The sequence below is a fragment of the Pseudomonas sp. LBUM1670 genome (genome assembly GCF_059695695.1).
In genome coordinates, this window is sequence record NZ_CP166783.1 from 4,073,672 (window position 1) to 4,088,522 (window position 14,851).

Annotated in this window: 15 protein-coding genes; 10 read left to right on the forward strand and 5 right to left on the reverse strand. The window is 58.8% G+C overall.

Annotation, left to right across the window (positions count from 1 at the left end):
* The first annotated feature begins 153 nt into the window (after window positions 1-153).
* Window positions 154-2,475 carry a hybrid sensor histidine kinase/response regulator gene (locus tag ACA073_RS18435; RefSeq protein ID WP_497404143.1) on the forward strand — a complete coding sequence of 774 codons (2,322 nt, stop codon included), beginning with the start codon at window positions 154-156 and terminating at the stop codon, window positions 2,473-2,475.
* Here the strand turns inward: ACA073_RS18435 and ACA073_RS18440 are convergent.
* From ACA073_RS18440 to msrB, 3 genes are all read right to left on the reverse strand, one after another.
* Window positions 2,459-2,920, reverse strand: coding sequence for a MarR family winged helix-turn-helix transcriptional regulator (locus ACA073_RS18440; protein WP_497398437.1), 462 nt, complete (start codon window positions 2,918-2,920; stop codon window positions 2,459-2,461). The genes ACA073_RS18435 and ACA073_RS18440 overlap by 17 nt on opposite strands.
* Complete coding sequence (locus ACA073_RS18445) at window positions 2,917-3,402, reverse strand: glutathione peroxidase (protein WP_497398439.1); 486 nt, start codon at window positions 3,400-3,402, stop codon at window positions 2,917-2,919. Before ACA073_RS18445 ends, ACA073_RS18440 begins: the two co-directional genes overlap by 4 nt.
* A 196-nt stretch (window positions 3,403-3,598) precedes the next feature.
* Window positions 3,599-3,994, reverse strand: coding sequence for a peptide-methionine (R)-S-oxide reductase MsrB (gene msrB, locus ACA073_RS18450; RefSeq protein WP_497398441.1), 396 nt, complete (start codon window positions 3,992-3,994; stop codon window positions 3,599-3,601).
* A 225-nt stretch (window positions 3,995-4,219) separates the two neighbouring features.
* On the opposite strand from msrB, the gene ACA073_RS18455 reads away from it, so the two are divergent.
* Both ACA073_RS18455 and htpX read left to right on the forward strand, forming a co-directional pair.
* On the forward strand, window positions 4,220-5,431 hold the full coding sequence (locus ACA073_RS18455; RefSeq protein WP_008030363.1) for a pyridoxal phosphate-dependent aminotransferase: 1,212 nt from the start codon (window positions 4,220-4,222) through the stop codon (window positions 5,429-5,431).
* A 319-nt stretch (window positions 5,432-5,750) separates the two neighbouring features.
* Window positions 5,751-6,638, forward strand: coding sequence for a protease HtpX (gene htpX / locus ACA073_RS18460; protein WP_084321112.1), 888 nt, complete (start codon window positions 5,751-5,753; stop codon window positions 6,636-6,638).
* A gap of 188 nt (window positions 6,639-6,826) precedes the next feature.
* Here the strand turns inward: htpX and ACA073_RS18465 are convergent, their stop codons facing one another.
* Window positions 6,827-7,483, reverse strand: a complete 657-nt coding sequence (locus ACA073_RS18465) for a thiopurine S-methyltransferase (protein WP_497398443.1) — start codon at window positions 7,481-7,483, stop codon at window positions 6,827-6,829.
* A gap of 103 nt (window positions 7,484-7,586) precedes the next feature.
* Between ACA073_RS18465 and ACA073_RS18470 the strand changes: the two genes are divergently transcribed.
* Window positions 7,587-8,354 carry a DODA-type extradiol aromatic ring-opening family dioxygenase gene (locus tag ACA073_RS18470; RefSeq protein ID WP_497398445.1) on the forward strand — a complete coding sequence of 256 codons (768 nt, stop codon included), beginning with the start codon at window positions 7,587-7,589 and terminating at the stop codon, window positions 8,352-8,354.
* 24 nt (window positions 8,355-8,378) lie between these two features.
* Here the strand turns inward: ACA073_RS18470 and ACA073_RS18475 are convergent, their stop codons facing one another.
* The gene (locus tag ACA073_RS18475; RefSeq protein ID WP_497398447.1) at window positions 8,379-9,092 is read right to left on the reverse strand and encodes a UTRA domain-containing protein; all 714 of its coding nucleotides are present in this window, start codon (window positions 9,090-9,092) and stop codon (window positions 8,379-8,381) included.
* Between the two features lie 349 nt (window positions 9,093-9,441).
* Here ACA073_RS18475 and ACA073_RS18480 point away from each other — a divergent pair, with 349 nt between their 5' ends.
* The 6 genes from ACA073_RS18480 to ACA073_RS18505 all read left to right on the forward strand — a co-directional run bounded on the left by ACA073_RS18480 (window position 9,442) and on the right by ACA073_RS18505 (window position 14,793).
* On the forward strand, window positions 9,442-10,506 hold the full coding sequence (locus ACA073_RS18480) for an ABC transporter substrate-binding protein (protein WP_497398449.1): 1,065 nt from the start codon (window positions 9,442-9,444) through the stop codon (window positions 10,504-10,506).
* 177 nt (window positions 10,507-10,683) lie between these two features.
* The gene (locus ACA073_RS18485) at window positions 10,684-11,490 is read left to right on the forward strand and encodes an alkaline phosphatase family protein (protein ID WP_497398451.1); all 807 of its coding nucleotides are present in this window, start codon (window positions 10,684-10,686) and stop codon (window positions 11,488-11,490) included.
* A 5-nt stretch (window positions 11,491-11,495) separates the two neighbouring features.
* On the forward strand, window positions 11,496-12,332 hold the full coding sequence (locus ACA073_RS18490) for an ABC transporter permease (RefSeq protein ID WP_497404144.1): 837 nt from the start codon (window positions 11,496-11,498) through the stop codon (window positions 12,330-12,332).
* Window positions 12,319-13,119 carry an ABC transporter permease gene (locus ACA073_RS18495; RefSeq protein ID WP_497398453.1) on the forward strand — a complete coding sequence of 267 codons (801 nt, stop codon included), beginning with the start codon at window positions 12,319-12,321 and terminating at the stop codon, window positions 13,117-13,119. The genes ACA073_RS18490 and ACA073_RS18495 overlap by 14 nt, the downstream gene beginning before the upstream one ends.
* Window positions 13,116-14,105, forward strand: coding sequence for an ABC transporter ATP-binding protein (locus tag ACA073_RS18500; protein WP_497398455.1), 990 nt, complete (start codon window positions 13,116-13,118; stop codon window positions 14,103-14,105). The genes ACA073_RS18495 and ACA073_RS18500 overlap by 4 nt, the downstream gene beginning before the upstream one ends.
* A 34-nt stretch (window positions 14,106-14,139) precedes the next feature.
* Entirely contained in the window at window positions 14,140-14,793 is a 654-nt protein-coding gene (locus ACA073_RS18505) for an HAD family hydrolase (RefSeq protein ID WP_497398457.1), read from the forward strand.
* Window positions 14,794-14,851 lie beyond the last annotated feature (58 nt).

A 14,851-nucleotide genomic window follows, 5' to 3' on the forward strand; every position in this document is an offset into this window, starting at 1 on the left:
ACGTTCACAGTAATGATGGCGCTACAGCGACGAAACACGGCGTTCGATGCCCGGGGTATTCCCTGTTGCACAAGGGCTCGCGAGAACATCGGTATTTATGCATGATCGACTATGCTTGAGCAGCGAAGGGAAACGGAAGTGGTTCAACACCCTATGGATATCAAGTTCACCCACCGGCTGTCCTATAAGCAAGCCCGGCTTACCGTGCTGGTCGGTTTCATTCTGGGCACGCTGCTCAGCCTGCTGCAAATAGGCATCGATTATGCCAGTGAAGACGCCTCCATCAACCGGGAAATACTGTCTTTGCTGGAAATCAGCCACAACCCCGCCTCACGCATTGCCTACAACATCGACGCCGAACTCGCCCAGGAACTGACACTGGGCTTGCTGCGCTCACCGGCGATCATCGGCGCGCAATTGATCGACAACAACGGTTCGGTGCTGGCCAGCGTCAAGCGCCCCGGCGTACAGAATGGCTATCGGCTGATCAGTGACTTCCTGTTCGGTGCCGAACGTGCGTTCGAAGACCGTCTGTATCTGGATCACTTGCCGAGCGAATCCCTTGGCACGTTGCGTCTGGACGTCGACACCTATTCCTTCGGCAACCGGTTCCTGCGCCGGGCCGAAATCACCCTGCTCAATGGATTCGCCCGCAGCCTGCTCCTGACCGGCATCCTGCTGGCGTTGTTCTACGTAATGCTGACCAAACCGCTGGTGCGAGTCATCCGCGAACTCAGCAGCCGCGATCCGCGCAGCGTCGAACCCACCTGGCTGGAGTATCCGACGGGCCATGAAAACGATGAGATCGGTGTGCTGGTACAGGTTGCAAACCAGCAGTTTGAAAACATCGCCACTGAAATCCAGCAGCGACGCAACGCCGAAAACCGTCTGACCGATTACCTCGGGCAACTGGAAAACATCGTGTCGGCGCGCACCGCAGAGCTCAAGGCGATCAACACCCGGCTCAGCCAGTCCAATCAGGAACTGGAAGTCGCGCGCAGAACGGCCCTGGACATGGCCGAAGCGCGCTCGGCGTTCCTCGCCAACATGAGCCACGAGATCCGCACGCCCCTCAATGGCTTGCTGGGGATGATCGCACTTTCTCTGGACGGCCCGCTGAATGCCGAGCAACAGCAGCAACTGTCCATCGCCCATGACTCAGGCAAAGTGCTGGTGGAATTGCTCAACGATATTCTCGACCTGTCGAAATTCGATGCCGGCCAGCTCGAACTCGAACACATTCCGTTCGACCTCGGCTCGCTGATCGAGGACACCGCCAACCTGCTGTCGCAGAACGCAGCCCCCAGCGTCGAACTGACGTGCATGATCGACCCGGCATTTCCGGCGCTGGTGCTCGGAGACCCGACCCGCGTGCGGCAGATTGTCAGCAACCTCTTGTCCAACGCACTCAAGTTCACCCGATTCGGTCGGGTCGATGTGCGCCTGTCGACATTCGAGGAAGGCGTCAGAATCGAAGTCTGCGACACCGGCATCGGTATCGCCCAGGACGCCCAGGTCAAGATCTTCCAGCCTTTTACCCAGGCCGGTGCCGGCATTACCCGACAATTCGGCGGCACCGGACTGGGGCTGGCGCTGACCTACAACCTCTGCGAAGCCATGCAGGGGCGCCTCACCATCAGCTCGGAAGTGGGTTTCGGCAGCCAGTTCTGCGCCGATCTGCCGCTGCCCTGCCACACCCGCGCCCTGCCACCGGCGACGTTGCGTGGCAAGGTCATCGCGATTACCGCTGCCAGCAGCGGGCTGGCTGAGCTGTTAAAGAGTCTGTTGCCAGGTTGGGGCCTCGATTACCAGCAGCGTTCCATCGATGACTCAATGATTGGTCTGAAGCCCGACATGGTGATCACCGATTGCCCGGAATGCCTGTTTGGTCTGCGCCCCAACTGTGCTGCGCCAATTTTGCTGGTGACCGCTTACGGCAGTTTCATGCCCAGCGAACAAGCCAGCGCCCTGGCGCCTCTGCAACAACAGGCGCGCCCGCTGGCGCGCAATGCGCTGTACCAGACACTGCGGCGAATCCTGCAGCCGGAACTCAATATCCTCAACGATGCCCGACTGGAAGCCCTCTCACCCCAACGACGTGGACGGGTGCTGCTGGTGGAGGACAATCCGGTGAATCAGTTGGTGGCCAAGGGCATGCTGGGAAAACTCGGCTGCGAGGTGATTGTCGCGGCCCACGGCGGTGAAGCGCTGGATCAGCTGGAACACAGTGAGTTCGATCTGGTGCTGATGGACTGCAACATGCCGGTGATGGACGGCTACGAAGCCAGTCGGCAAATCCGTCGCAGCGGACGCTGGCCGCAGTTGCCCATCGTTGCGCTGACCGCCAACGCCATGTCCGAAGAACGGGAACGCTGCCGTGCGGCGGGCATGAGCGATTACCTGGCCAAACCGTTCCGACGGGAAGAACTGGCCGCAGTGCTGGATTTATGGATGCCGACTACGACAGTGATCTGATCTGCCCCAACAGGTGATCGAGGCCATCGCGCAAGTCGTTGAGCCGATCCAGATCGACGCCGCTGTCGCACAACAGACGGGCCTTGAGCGGCCCGACCTGATCACGCAACGCCTTGCCGGTTGGCGACAGGCTCAGATGCACCTCACGCTCATCCCGCGCCGAACGTTGACGCTGAACCAGGTGCAATTGCTCAAGTCGCTTGAGCAGCGGCGTCAACGTGCCGGAGTCCAACGCCAGGCGCTCGCCCAGTGCCTTGACCGTAGGCTGCTCCGGCGCTGCATCCTGCCATTCCCACAACACCAGCATCGCCAGGTACTGCGGATAGGTCAGGCCGAGCTGGTCAAGCATCGGCTTGTAAGCGCGGATCACCGCCCGCGAGGCGGCGTACAGCTTGAAGCAGAGCTGGCTGTCGAGCTTCAGGGAATCGACGGACAAGGTGTTCATTTGAGCAGGGCTTCGATCTCGCGGCTCAGGTCCTGAGGTTTGGTCGCCGGAGCAAAACGCTTGACCAACTGGCCGTCCTTGCCGATCAGGAACTTGGTGAAGTTCCACTTGATGCCTTGGGAACCCAGCACACCCGGCGCACGTTTTTTCAATTGCACGAACAGCGGATGAGCGCCGGTGCCGTTGACGTCGATCTTTTTGAACAGCGGGAAACTGACGCCGTAGTTCAGCTCGCAGAACTCGGAAATCGCCCCTTCGTTACCCGGCTCTTGCTTGCCGAACTGGTTGCAGGGAAAACCGAGCACCACCAACCCCTGGTCCTTGTAGGTCTGCCACAGTTCCTCAAGGCCTTTGTATTGCGGAGTAAAGCCGCATTTGCTTGCGGTGTTGACCACCAGCACGGCTTTGCCGGCGAAATCAGCCAGGGTCTTTTGCTCGCCCTTGATGGTGGTGCACGGGATGCTCAGCAGTTTGTCGCTCATGATGTGCGCTCTAACGTGGAGGAAGATGAGGCCAACATAGCGAGCAATTGAATTGTGTGCAATTTAATTAATCGATCACCTCGCGACTGTAGGAGCGAACTTGCTCGCGAAAAACGTCAACGATTACGCGTGTATCCAGGATAAACGCAGCGTCTTCAAGTTCTTCGCGAGCAAGCTTCGCTCCTACAGGCCTCGACTATTCGCGTGGTACCAGGTCCAGGCACACCGAGTTGATGCAATACCGCAGGCCTGTCGGCGGCGGACCGTCCGGGAACACGTGCCCCAGGTGCGCATCGCATTTGGCGCAGACCACTTCGGTGCGGATCATGCCGTGGCTGACGTCACGGATTTCGACCATGGCGCTGGCGCCGATCGGCGCATAGAAGCTCGGCCAGCCGCAGCCGGAATCGAATTTGGTTTTTGAGTCGAACAGCGGCTCATTGCAGCAGATGCAGTGGTAAACACCGTCGACCTTGCTGTCGTTGTATTTGCCGGAGAACGGGCGTTCGGTGCCCTTGAGGCGGCAAACGTTGTACTGCTCCGGATCGAGCATCGCCCGCCATTCTTCCAGGGTTTTTTCCAACTTTTCCATCATCACACCTCGGCAGCTGAAAAAGCCCGATCTGTACCTTTTCCACGGATCGGGCGGCACGTATGATTGCGCCTCGTCAAACGCCAGTCTGGCAGCCAGACCACGCGCATTCAAACGGATTCATGGGTGCTGCCTCTCAAGGCGTCAGCCTGTGTGAATACGCAGGATTCCCAGTACGGTTGTTCAACCGCCGCCTGGATCGTTCATTTTCGGGAACACATCGCCATGCAGGTCAGCAAATCGAACAAGCTCGCCAACGTCTGCTACGACATTCGCGGCCCGGTGCTCAAGCACGCCAAACGCCTGGAAGAGGAAGGCCATCGCATCCTCAAGCTGAACATCGGCAACCCGGCGCCCTTTGGTTTCGAAGCGCCGGACGAAATTCTCCAGGACGTGATCCGCAACCTGCCGACGGCCCAGGGCTACAGCGACTCCAAGGGCCTGTTCAGTGCGCGTAAAGCTGTCATGCAGTACTACCAGCAGAAGCAGGTAGAAGGCGTCGGCATTGAAGACATTTACCTGGGCAATGGCGTTTCCGAACTGATCGTCATGTCGATGCAGGCCCTGCTCAACAACGGCGACGAAGTGCTGGTGCCGGCTCCCGACTACCCGCTGTGGACTGCAGCCGTGAGCCTGTCGGGCGGCAACCCGGTGCATTACCTGTGCGACGAGCAGGCCAACTGGTGGCCGGACCTGGCTGACATCAAGGCCAAGATCACGCCGAATACCAAGGCGCTGGTGATCATCAACCCGAACAACCCGACCGGCGCGGTGTATTCCAAAGAAGTCCTGCTGGGCATGCTGGAACTGGCCCGTCAGCACAATCTGGTGGTGTTCTCCGATGAGATCTACGACAAGATTCTGTACGACGATGCCGTGCACATCTGCACCGCCTCGCTGGCGCCGGACCTGCTGTGCCTGACCTTCAACGGCCTGTCCAAGTCCTACCGCGTCGCCGGTTTCCGTTCCGGCTGGATCGCCATTTCCGGCCCGAAACATCACGCACAAAGCTACATCGAAGGCATCGACATGCTGGCCAACATGCGCCTGTGTGCCAACGTGCCGAGCCAGCACGCGATCCAGACCGCCCTCGGGGGTTATCAGAGCATCAATGACCTGGTGCTGCCGCAAGGGCGCCTGCTGGAACAGCGCAACCGAACCTGGGAATTGCTCAACGACATTCCCGGCGTGAGCTGCGTGAAGCCGATGGGCGCGCTGTATGCATTCCCGCGCATTGACCCGAAAGTCTGCCCGATCCACAACGACGAAAAGTTCGTGCTCGACCTGCTGCTGTCGGAAAAGCTGCTGGTGGTGCAAGGCACCGCCTTCAACTGGCCATGGCCGGACCACTTCCGCGTCGTGACCCTGCCTCGCGTCGATGACCTGGACATGGCCATCGGACGGATCGGCAATTTCCTCAAGTCCTACCGCCAGTAATTGGCCTGGCCTCGTGCGACTTTTTCACGAAAGTCGCACGAGGATGAATTCAGCAACATATCTTTATCCCTCGCCGGGCATCCCGACTTCAATCGTCGACCGGACTCTCTGTTTCGTGACCGCGTCCAACAATGACGGGGCTTGCGATGCGAATCGGCTGACAATCGCTTCCCGTATCCACGTCGGAAATGCCCTTCAAGCGGCTAGACTCTTGCTGTAGGACACAGTTTGAAATAGTCACCCGGTTGAATAGCCCGGTGCAGCACCTTATATACCCCGCAGTACGCTACATCTTTAGCAAAAGGAGATTTCTACAACCATGATGCGCATCCTGCTGTTTTTGGCCACTAACCTGGCGGTCGTGCTGATTGCCAGCATCACCCTGAGCCTTTTCGGCTTCAACGGGTTCATGGCGGCCAATGGGGTTGATCTCAACCTCAATCAGCTGCTGATTTTCTGTGCGGTCTTTGGTTTCGCCGGTTCCCTGTTCTCGCTGTTCATCTCCAAGTGGATGGCGAAAATGAGCACCAGCACCCAGATCATTACCCAGCCGCGCACACGTCATGAGCAATGGCTACTGCAAACGGTCGAGCAACTGTCCCGCGAAGCCGGGATCAAGATGCCGGAAGTCGGGATTTTCCCGGCCTACGAGGCAAACGCCTTCGCCACTGGCTGGAACAAGAACGACGCACTGGTCGCGGTCAGCCAGGGCCTGCTCGAACGATTCTCGCCGGATGAAGTGAAAGCCGTTCTGGCCCACGAAATCGGCCACGTGGCCAATGGTGACATGGTCACCCTGGCGCTGATCCAGGGCGTGGTGAACACCTTCGTCATGTTCTTCGCACGGATCATCGGTAACTTTGTCGACAAGGTGATCTTCAAGAATGAAGAAGGCCAGGGCATTGCCTACTACGTGGCGACCATCTTCGCCGAACTGGTCCTGGGCATTCTGGCCAGCGCCATCGTCATGTGGTTCTCGCGTAAACGCGAATTCCGCGCCGACGAAGCCGGTGCACGCCTCGCGGGCACCAACGCGATGATCGGCGCCCTGCAACGCCTGCGTGCAGAACAAGGCCTGCCGGTGCACATGCCGGACACCCTGAATGCGTTCGGCATCAACGGTGGCATCAAACAAGGGTTCGCCCGCATGTTCATGAGCCACCCGCCGCTGGAAGAGCGTATCGACGCACTGCGTCGTCGGGGCTGACAGGCTCGGCACCCATAGAAAAGGCCCGCAGTGATGCGGGCCTTTTTTTGTTTGCTTGATTGTTGCGGCGCCCAATCCGGCCCCTTCGCGAGCAAGCCCGCTCCCACATTAGACAGCGTCCGCCTGAGCGACCCGGTCAAATGTGGGAGCGGGCTTGCTCGCGAAGGCGTCAGCAAACTCAATGCACTTTAATGGCTGGAAACCCGATACACCCGCTCCTCAAGCCGCGTCACGCCGCTCTCGATAAACTTCCAGCTCTCACCCAGAACATCCTGGTCTTCCAGAATCTTCAACGACCACACAGCCCCGAACAACCGTTGCACTTCATCATCAAGCACGGCAAACGGCGGTCCGTCCTTTTGCGCCTGGTCGTAATCCAGCGTGATCAAAAGCCCCATCGAATCCTTTGGCAGAATCCGGTTCAAATGAGTCGCGTATTGCTCGCGCATGGTCGGCGGCAGGGCAATCAGTGCGGCGCGGTCGTACAGAGCGGCGCAATCGGCAACATCTCCGGCCGTCAACTCGAAGAAATCACCACACCACAATTCAATCGAACCCGCACGGTAGACCTTGAACGGCCCTTGTTCACTGACGTGCGGATCAAATTGGTGCTCGTCGAAGAAATCCTCAACGGCCTTTTCCGACAGTTCGATCCCCAGGACTTCATGACCCTGGTGCGCCAGCCACAACAAATCCAGACTTTTCCCACACAACGGCACCAGGACGCGCGCGCCCTCCTCCAGACCCAATTGCGGCCAGAAACGCTGCAGATATGGATTCACTTCCGGCAGGTGGAAGCCGATCTGATTCGACTGCCACCGCTTGTGCCAAAACTCCGGCTGCATAAATATCTCCGAAAATTCGATCAAAACACCCTAAAACTTATATTAGATTTAGATCAATGATCTGACTGAAGATGACGCCATCTTAACTCTCAGGAGCTCCTTCATGTTGCCCAGCCTGTACATATCCCATGGCTCACCCATGCTGGCCCTGGAGCCCGGCGCCAGCGGGCCGGCCCTCGCGTGCATTGCCGCCGAATTGCCGAAACCCAGGGCCATCGTGATTGTTTCCGCACACTGGGAAAGCAATGAGCTGCTGGTCAGTGGCAATCCGCAACCTGAAACCTGGCATGACTTCGGCGGCTTCCCCAAAGCGTTGTTCGAGGTGCAATACCCGGCGCCCGGTGATCCACAACTGGCGGCAGAGGTTGTCGAGCTGCTGAATACTGCCGACCTGCCTGCACGCATCGACGCCAAACGGCCCTTCGACCATGGCGTTTGGGTGCCTTTGTCGTTGATGTATCCGCAGGCCGATATCCCGGTGGTGCAAGTCTCGCTGCCTACACGCGGCGGCCCTGCCCTGCAGACCCGTGTCGGGCACGCACTGAGCAGCCTGCGCGAACAGGGCGTTCTGTTGATTGGCTCCGGCAGCATCACCCACAACCTGCGCGAACTGGACTGGCATGCCGGCCCGGAAAGCGTCGAGCCGTGGGCCAGGGTATTCCGCGACTGGATGATCGAAAAACTTCAGGACAACGACGAAGCCGCGCTGCACGACTATCGTCAGCTGGCACCGAACGCCGTGCGCAACCATCCAAGCGATGAACATTTGCTGCCGTTGTACTTTGCGCGCGGTGCCGGCGGTACATTCAGCGTGAGCCACCAGGGATTCACCATGGGCGCCCTGGGCATGGACATTTACCGCTTTGGATAATGAAAGAACCTGCGGCGGCCAGGCTCAGACCACGTCAACGCCGACATGAATCGCATCGTGCCGCCAAAACTCCAGGTCACAATCGATCAGCCGCTCATGCTGGTCGTAATTGACTCGGGCAATGCGCAATCCCGGGCTCCCGACCGACACCCGTAACGCCGCCGCGGCATCCACCGACAGTGCCGTCGGCACGATCTCGAAACGCACACGCCCGTAATGCAAATCGTAATGCCGCGCGTACAGCTCGGTAATCGACTGATTCAAATCAAACGCCAGGATCCCTGGAAAATACTGCGGATTGAGGTAGTGCTCCACGTACAGCACCAGCCGCTCATCAATTCGCCGCGCCCGGCAGACCTGAATCACGCTCGATAACGCCGGCAACTGCAGCCAGGCACAGACCGCTGCCGACGCCGGCTGCAGCCGCGCCGAAATCACTTCGGTGGACGGCACCCGACCCTGAGCGCTGACCATCGCGTGAAAGTGACTACGCTGCATCAGGTTGTAAGCCAGGCGCGGCGGCGACACGAACCAGCCGCGACGCTCCTCGCGATAAATCTGCCCTTGGGCCTCCAACTGCAGCAATGCTTCGCGCACGGTAATACGTGTAGTACCGAACAACTCACTGAGCTTGCGCTCCGCCGGTAACTTGCTGCCCGGCGCCAACAGCCCGTGATCGAGCTGTTCCTGAAGAACCTGCCCGATGGCTGTCACCGCTTTGGTTGTCTCGATGCGCATCAACGTTACCTATCTGGACTAGTCCAGCATTGTTTCCGGGCGAAGCCGTCATTTGAAACAACTCCGTCAACTTCCAGCAAGCCTAGGCACTGCACATGACTGACAGATGACAAAGGTGCTGAACGGTTCAACAAGAAGACTGCAATTTCGCGTCCAAGTCCTTTCATATCAGCTCTTTAACCATGGTCTACGCTTACTCCGAAGCCTGAGCGTTGATCGGCGAGAAATATAGACGGACCGCTGGTCGACATCAAAATGTCATCAGCGGCGCCTAGCTTGGCTCAGGTATTGCTGACCTAGACCAACACCACCGCAATCGCAGCGTTGAAAACGCCCAAAGGAGCTTCGGATGAAAAAGCTTTTCCTGGCATCACTGTTAGGTTCGACCATTGCCATGTGCACTGCCGCCATGGCTGCTGATGATTTGAAAACCCTCGAAGCCGCTGCGAAAGCGGAAGGTGTGGTGAACAGCGTCGGCATGCCCGATGACTGGGCCAACTGGAAAGGCACCTGGGAAGACCTGGCCAGGAACTACGGCCTGAAACACATCGACACCGACATGAGCTCGGCCCAGGAAATCGCCAAGTTCGCCGCTGAAAAAGACAACGCCACCGCCGACATCGGCGACGTCGGCGCAGCGTTCGGTCCGATTGCGGTCAAGCAAGGCGTGGTCCAACCGTACAAGCCAAGCACCTGGGACCAGATCCCGAGCTGGGCGAAGGATAAGGACGGCAACTGGGCACTGGCCTACACCGGCACCATCGCGTTCATCGTTAACAAAAAGCTGCTGCACGGCTCGGACGCACCGACCAAATGGGCTGACCTGAAAAACGGCAAATACAAAGTCTCCATCGGTGACGTGAGTACCGCCGCGCAAGCCGCCAACGGCGTACTGGCTGCTGCCCTTGCCAACGGTGGCGATGAGAAGAACCTTCAGCCTGCGCTGTTGCTGTTCGCCGACATTGCCAAACAAGGCCGCCTGTCCATGGCCAACCCGACGATTGCCACCATGGAAAAGGGTGAAATCGAAGTCGGTGTGGTCTGGGACTTCAACGGTCTGAGTTACAAGGCCAAGATGGCCAATCCGGATGACTACACCGTACTGATTCCATCCGATGGCTCGGTGATTTCCGGTTACACCACCATCATCAACAAGTACGCAAAAAACCCGAACGCCGCCAAGTTGGCCCGCGAATACATATTCAGTGATGCCGGCCAGATCAACCTGGCCAAGGGTAACGCCCGTCCGATCCGTGCCGAGCACCTGACCCTGCCAGCCGATGTCCAGGCCAAGCTGCTGCCGAACGAGCAGTACAAAAAAGTAACGCCGATCAAGGACGCGGATGCGTGGGAGAAGACCTCCAAGGCCCTTCCTCAGAAGTGGAACGAAGAAGTCATCGTCGAGATGAAATAAAGCTGTAGATCCCCTTCGGAATCTGATGAAGATCCAATGTGGGAGCGGGCTTGCTCGCGAAGACGGCAGCACATTCAACAGCAATGTGACTGACAGTCCGCCTTCGCGAGCAAGCCCGCTCCCACAGGGGGAATTGGTTGCGTACTTGACTCATCTGTTTCGCGGAGTTCCGCCCCTATGAAGCACAACGTCATCCTTGTCGTGCTCGACGGCCTCAATTACGAGGTTGCGCGCCACGCCATGGGGCACCTGCAGGCTTACGTTGGCGCAGGACGCGCGGCGCTCTACACACTGGAGTGCGAACTGCCGGCCCTGTCCCGTCCACTGTATGAATGCATCCTGACCGGCGTCACACCGATCGACAGCGGCATCGTCCACAACAACGTCTCGCGCCTGTCCAACCAGCGCAGCATCTATCACTACGCTACTGACGCCGGACTGAAAACCGCCGCCGCGGCCTATCACTGGGTCAGCGAGCTGTATAACCGATCGCCGTTCGTGCCCGCCCGTGACCGTCACACCGACAACCTCGCATTGCCGATTCAGCACGGACATTTCTACTGGAGCGACCATTACCCGGATTCGCACCTGTTCGCCGACGCGGAAAACCTGCGCCTGCGCCATGCACCGAATTTTCTGCTGGTGCACCCCATGAATATCGACGACGCCGGGCACAAGCACGGCCTCGACACCCCGCAATACCGCAACAGCGCCCGTTCGGCGGACATCATCCTCGCCGACTACCTGCAAGGCTGGCTCGACGCCGGTTACCAGGTGCTGGTGACCGCCGACCACGGCATGAACAACGACCGCTCCCACAACGGCCTGCTGCCGGAAGAACGCGAAGTGCCGCTGTTCGTGCTCGGTGACGCCTTCAGCTTCAACGCCAACGCCACACCGAAACAAACCGAGATCTGCGGTACCGTTTGCGAACTGCTGGGCGTGCCCCACGACAAACCCGTGTGCCGGGAGCTGCTCAAGTGAATGCCATGACTCGCGGAAAATGGCTGGCGGCCCTATGCCTGGTGCCCTTCACCCTGTTCTTTATCGTCTTCGAAATCGCCCCGCTCGTCTGGGTGATGATCAACAGCCTGCAATCGGAAGAGTTCGGCTGGGGCCTGGCCAACTTCACCAAGATCTTCAATTCGAAGTTCTATCGGCAGGCGATCCAGTACAGCCTCGAAATCAGTTTCTGGTCCAGTGTGTTCGGGATCATCATCGCCGTACTCGGCGCCTACTCCCTGCGCCGGGTCGACTCGAAGCTGCGCAACTTCGTCAACGCCTTCGCCAACATGACCAGTAACTTCTCCGGCGTCCCCCTGGCTTTCGCGTTCATCATCCTGCTGGGTTTCAACGGCAGCATCACCATCATGCTCAAGCAGGCCGGGATCATTGAGGACTTCAACCTGTACTCGAAAACCGGGCTGATCATTCTCTATACCTACTTCCAGATTCCCTTGGGCGTGCTGCTGCTCTACCCGGCTTTCGACGCTCTGCGCGAAGACTGGCGCGAGTCCGCCGAACTGCTCGGCGCCAACGGCTGGCAATTCTGGCGCCACATCGGTCTGCCGGTGTTGACGCCTGCGCTGCTTGGCACCTTCGTGATCCTGCTGGCCAACGCCCTCGGCGCCTACGCCACGGTGTACGCCCTGACCACCGGCAACTTCAACGTGCTGACGATCCGTATTGCGGCGATGGTCTCCGGCGACATTTCCCTGGACCCGAACCTGGCCAGTGCCCTGGCCGTGGTGCTGGTGGCGTTGATGACCCTGGTGACCGTCGTGCACCAGTTGCTGCTGAAGAGGAGCTACCATGTCTCGCGCTGAATTGGGCCCCGTCGGTGTCTATCACCGCGTCGTGGTGTACCTGCTGTTTGCCATTCTGTTGCTGCCGCTGGTCGGCACCTTTATCTACTCGATTTCCAGCAGTTGGTCGGCAACCATTCTACCCAGCGGTTTCAGCATCAAATGGTACGTGCAGCTGTGGAGCGATCCGCGCTTCTTGAGTGCTTTCGGCCAATCCCTGCTGGTCTGCGTCGGCTCGCTGATCCTGGCGGTGGTGCTGATTCTGCCGCTGCTGTTCGTGGTGCATTACCACTTCCCGAAACTCGACGCGTGGATGAACATCCTGATCCTGCTGCCCTTCGCGGTGCCGCCGGTGGTGTCGTCGGTGGGGTTGTTGCAGCTCTACGGGTCGGGGCCGTTCGCGATGGTCGGCACACCTTGGATTCTGATCGGCTGCTATTTCACTGTGGCGCTGCCGTTCATGTACCGGGCAATCACCAACAACCTGCAAGCCATCAACCTGCACGACCTGATGGACGCCGCTCAACTGCTCGGTGCCAGCACCTGGCAAGCCGCATTCCTGGTTGTACTGCCGAACCTGCGCAAGGGTTTGATGGTGGCGCTGCTGCTGTCGTTCTCGTTCCTGTTCGGTGAGTTCGTGTTCGCCAATATCCTCGTCGGCACCCGCTACGAAACCCTGCAGGTCTACCTCAACAACATGCGTAACAGCAGCGGCCACTTCACCAGTGCGGTGGTGATTTCCTACTTCTTCTTTGTGCTGGTTCTGACCTGGGTGGCCAACATCTTGAACAAGGACAAAAGCGAATGAGCTATGTCAGCGTCCAACACCTACAGAAAAACTACGCGGGCACCACGGTGTTCAGCGACATCAACTGCGAAATCCAGAAGGGCGAATTCGTTACCCTCCTCGGCCCGTCTGGTTGCGGCAAATCCACGCTGCTGCGTTGCATCGCCGGGCTGACCTCGGTAGATGGCGGCAAGATTTTGCTGGATGGTCTCGATATCGTGCCGTTAAGTCCGCAGAAGCGCGGAATTGGCATGGTGTTCCAGAGCTACGCCTTGTTCCCGAACATGACCGTTGAGCAAAACGTTGCTTTTGGTTTGCGCATGCAGAAGGTCAACAGCGACGACAGCCAGAAGCGCGTTGCCGAAGTGTTGAAACTGGTGGAGCTGAACGACTTTGCCGCACGTTATCCGCATCAGTTGTCAGGTGGTCAATGCCAGCGTGTCGCACTCGCGCGCTCGCTGGTGACCCGGCCGCGTTTGTTGTTGCTCGATGAACCGCTGTCTGCACTGGATGCGCGCATTCGCAAGCACTTGCGCGAACAGATCCGTCAGATCCAGCGCGAACTCGGCCTGACCACGATCTTCGTCACACACGATCAGGAAGAAGCGCTGACCATGTCTGACCGGATTTTCCTGATGAATCAGGGAAAGATCGTACAGAGCGGCGACGCAGAAACCCTGTACACCGCGCCGGTGGATGTGTTCGCTGCCGGGTTCATCGGCAACTACAACCTGCTCGATGCCGACAACGCATCGAAATTGCTGCAACGACCGATTACTCATCGCATCGCGATTCGCCCGGAAGCCATCGAACTGAGCCTGAATGGCGAACTCGATGCACAAGTGCGCAGCCACAGTCTGCTGGGCAACGTGATTCGCTACCGGGTCGAGGCCCGGGGTGTGGAACTGGTGGTGGATGTGCTCAACCGCTCGGCAGCCGATTTGCATCCCGACGGTCAGCGTCTGGCGCTTTCCATCGATCCGACGGCCCTGTGTGAGGTAGCCTGATGCCTTTGCTGATGTTGAAGAGAGAACTGCACTGATGGCCCTGGCAATTTTTGATCTGGACGAAACCCTGATCCACGGCGACTGCGCCACCCTCTGGAGCGAACAGATGGGCCGCCTGGGCTGGGTCGATCCCGAGTCGTTCATGCGGCAGAACAACGAATTGATGGACGCTTACAGCCACGGCAAGCTGCGCATGGAGGATTACATGACCTTCAGCCTCGAGCCGATGATCGGCCGCACGCCCGAAGAGGTCGACCATTTGGTAGGGCCGTGGGTGGAAGACTTCATCGAGCCGATCATCTTCAGCGACGCAACCAAAGCCATCGCCGCCCATCGCAAGGCCGGTGACCGGATTCTGGTGATCTCGGCGTCGGGCACGCACCTGGTCAGGCCGATTGCCGATCGCTTGGGCATCGACGAGATTCTCGGCATCGAGCTGGAAGTGCTGCATGGGGTTTATAGCGGCCACACCGTCGGCACGCTGACCTACCGCGAAGGCAAGATCACGCGCTTGCTGGAATGGCTGGATGCGGAAGAGGAAAACCTGGAAGGCGCAAGTTTCTATTCCGACTCACGCAACGATTTGCCGTTGTTGCTGAAGGTTGATTTCCCACACGTGGTAAACCCTGATCCGGTATTGCTCGAGCACGCCGAAAAAGCCGGCTGGCCAATCCACACCTGGAAGTAACCGCGCCCCCCTGTAGGAGCGAGCTTGCTCGCGATGGACGTGAACGATGACGCTTGCT

Excerpts from the sequence above, each read along its gene's own strand:
- ACA073_RS18435 (WP_497404143.1), top strand. The coding sequence starts at position 154 with ATGGATATCAAGTTCACCCACCGGCTGTCCTATAAGCAAGCCCGGCTT.
- ACA073_RS18440 (WP_497398437.1), bottom strand. The coding sequence starts at position 2,920 with ATGAACACCTTGTCCGTCGATTCCCTGAAGCTCGACAGCCAGCTCTGC.
- ACA073_RS18445 (WP_497398439.1), bottom strand. The coding sequence starts at position 3,402 with ATGAGCGACAAACTGCTGAGCATCCCGTGCACCACCATCAAGGGCGAG.
- msrB (WP_497398441.1), bottom strand. The coding sequence starts at position 3,994 with ATGGAAAAGTTGGAAAAAACCCTGGAAGAATGGCGGGCGATGCTCGAT.
- ACA073_RS18455 (WP_008030363.1), top strand. The coding sequence starts at position 4,220 with ATGCAGGTCAGCAAATCGAACAAGCTCGCCAACGTCTGCTACGACATT.
- htpX (WP_084321112.1), top strand. The coding sequence starts at position 5,751 with ATGATGCGCATCCTGCTGTTTTTGGCCACTAACCTGGCGGTCGTGCTG.
- ACA073_RS18465 (WP_497398443.1), bottom strand. The coding sequence starts at position 7,483 with ATGCAGCCGGAGTTTTGGCACAAGCGGTGGCAGTCGAATCAGATCGGC.
- ACA073_RS18470 (WP_497398445.1), top strand. The coding sequence starts at position 7,587 with ATGTTGCCCAGCCTGTACATATCCCATGGCTCACCCATGCTGGCCCTG.
- ACA073_RS18475 (WP_497398447.1), bottom strand. The coding sequence starts at position 9,092 with ATGCGCATCGAGACAACCAAAGCGGTGACAGCCATCGGGCAGGTTCTT.
- ACA073_RS18480 (WP_497398449.1), top strand. The coding sequence starts at position 9,442 with ATGAAAAAGCTTTTCCTGGCATCACTGTTAGGTTCGACCATTGCCATG.
- ACA073_RS18485 (WP_497398451.1), top strand. The coding sequence starts at position 10,684 with ATGAAGCACAACGTCATCCTTGTCGTGCTCGACGGCCTCAATTACGAG.
- ACA073_RS18490 (WP_497404144.1), top strand. The coding sequence starts at position 11,496 with ATGACTCGCGGAAAATGGCTGGCGGCCCTATGCCTGGTGCCCTTCACC.
- ACA073_RS18495 (WP_497398453.1), top strand. The coding sequence starts at position 12,319 with ATGTCTCGCGCTGAATTGGGCCCCGTCGGTGTCTATCACCGCGTCGTG.
- ACA073_RS18500 (WP_497398455.1), top strand. The coding sequence starts at position 13,116 with ATGAGCTATGTCAGCGTCCAACACCTACAGAAAAACTACGCGGGCACC.
- ACA073_RS18505 (WP_497398457.1), top strand. The coding sequence starts at position 14,140 with ATGGCCCTGGCAATTTTTGATCTGGACGAAACCCTGATCCACGGCGAC.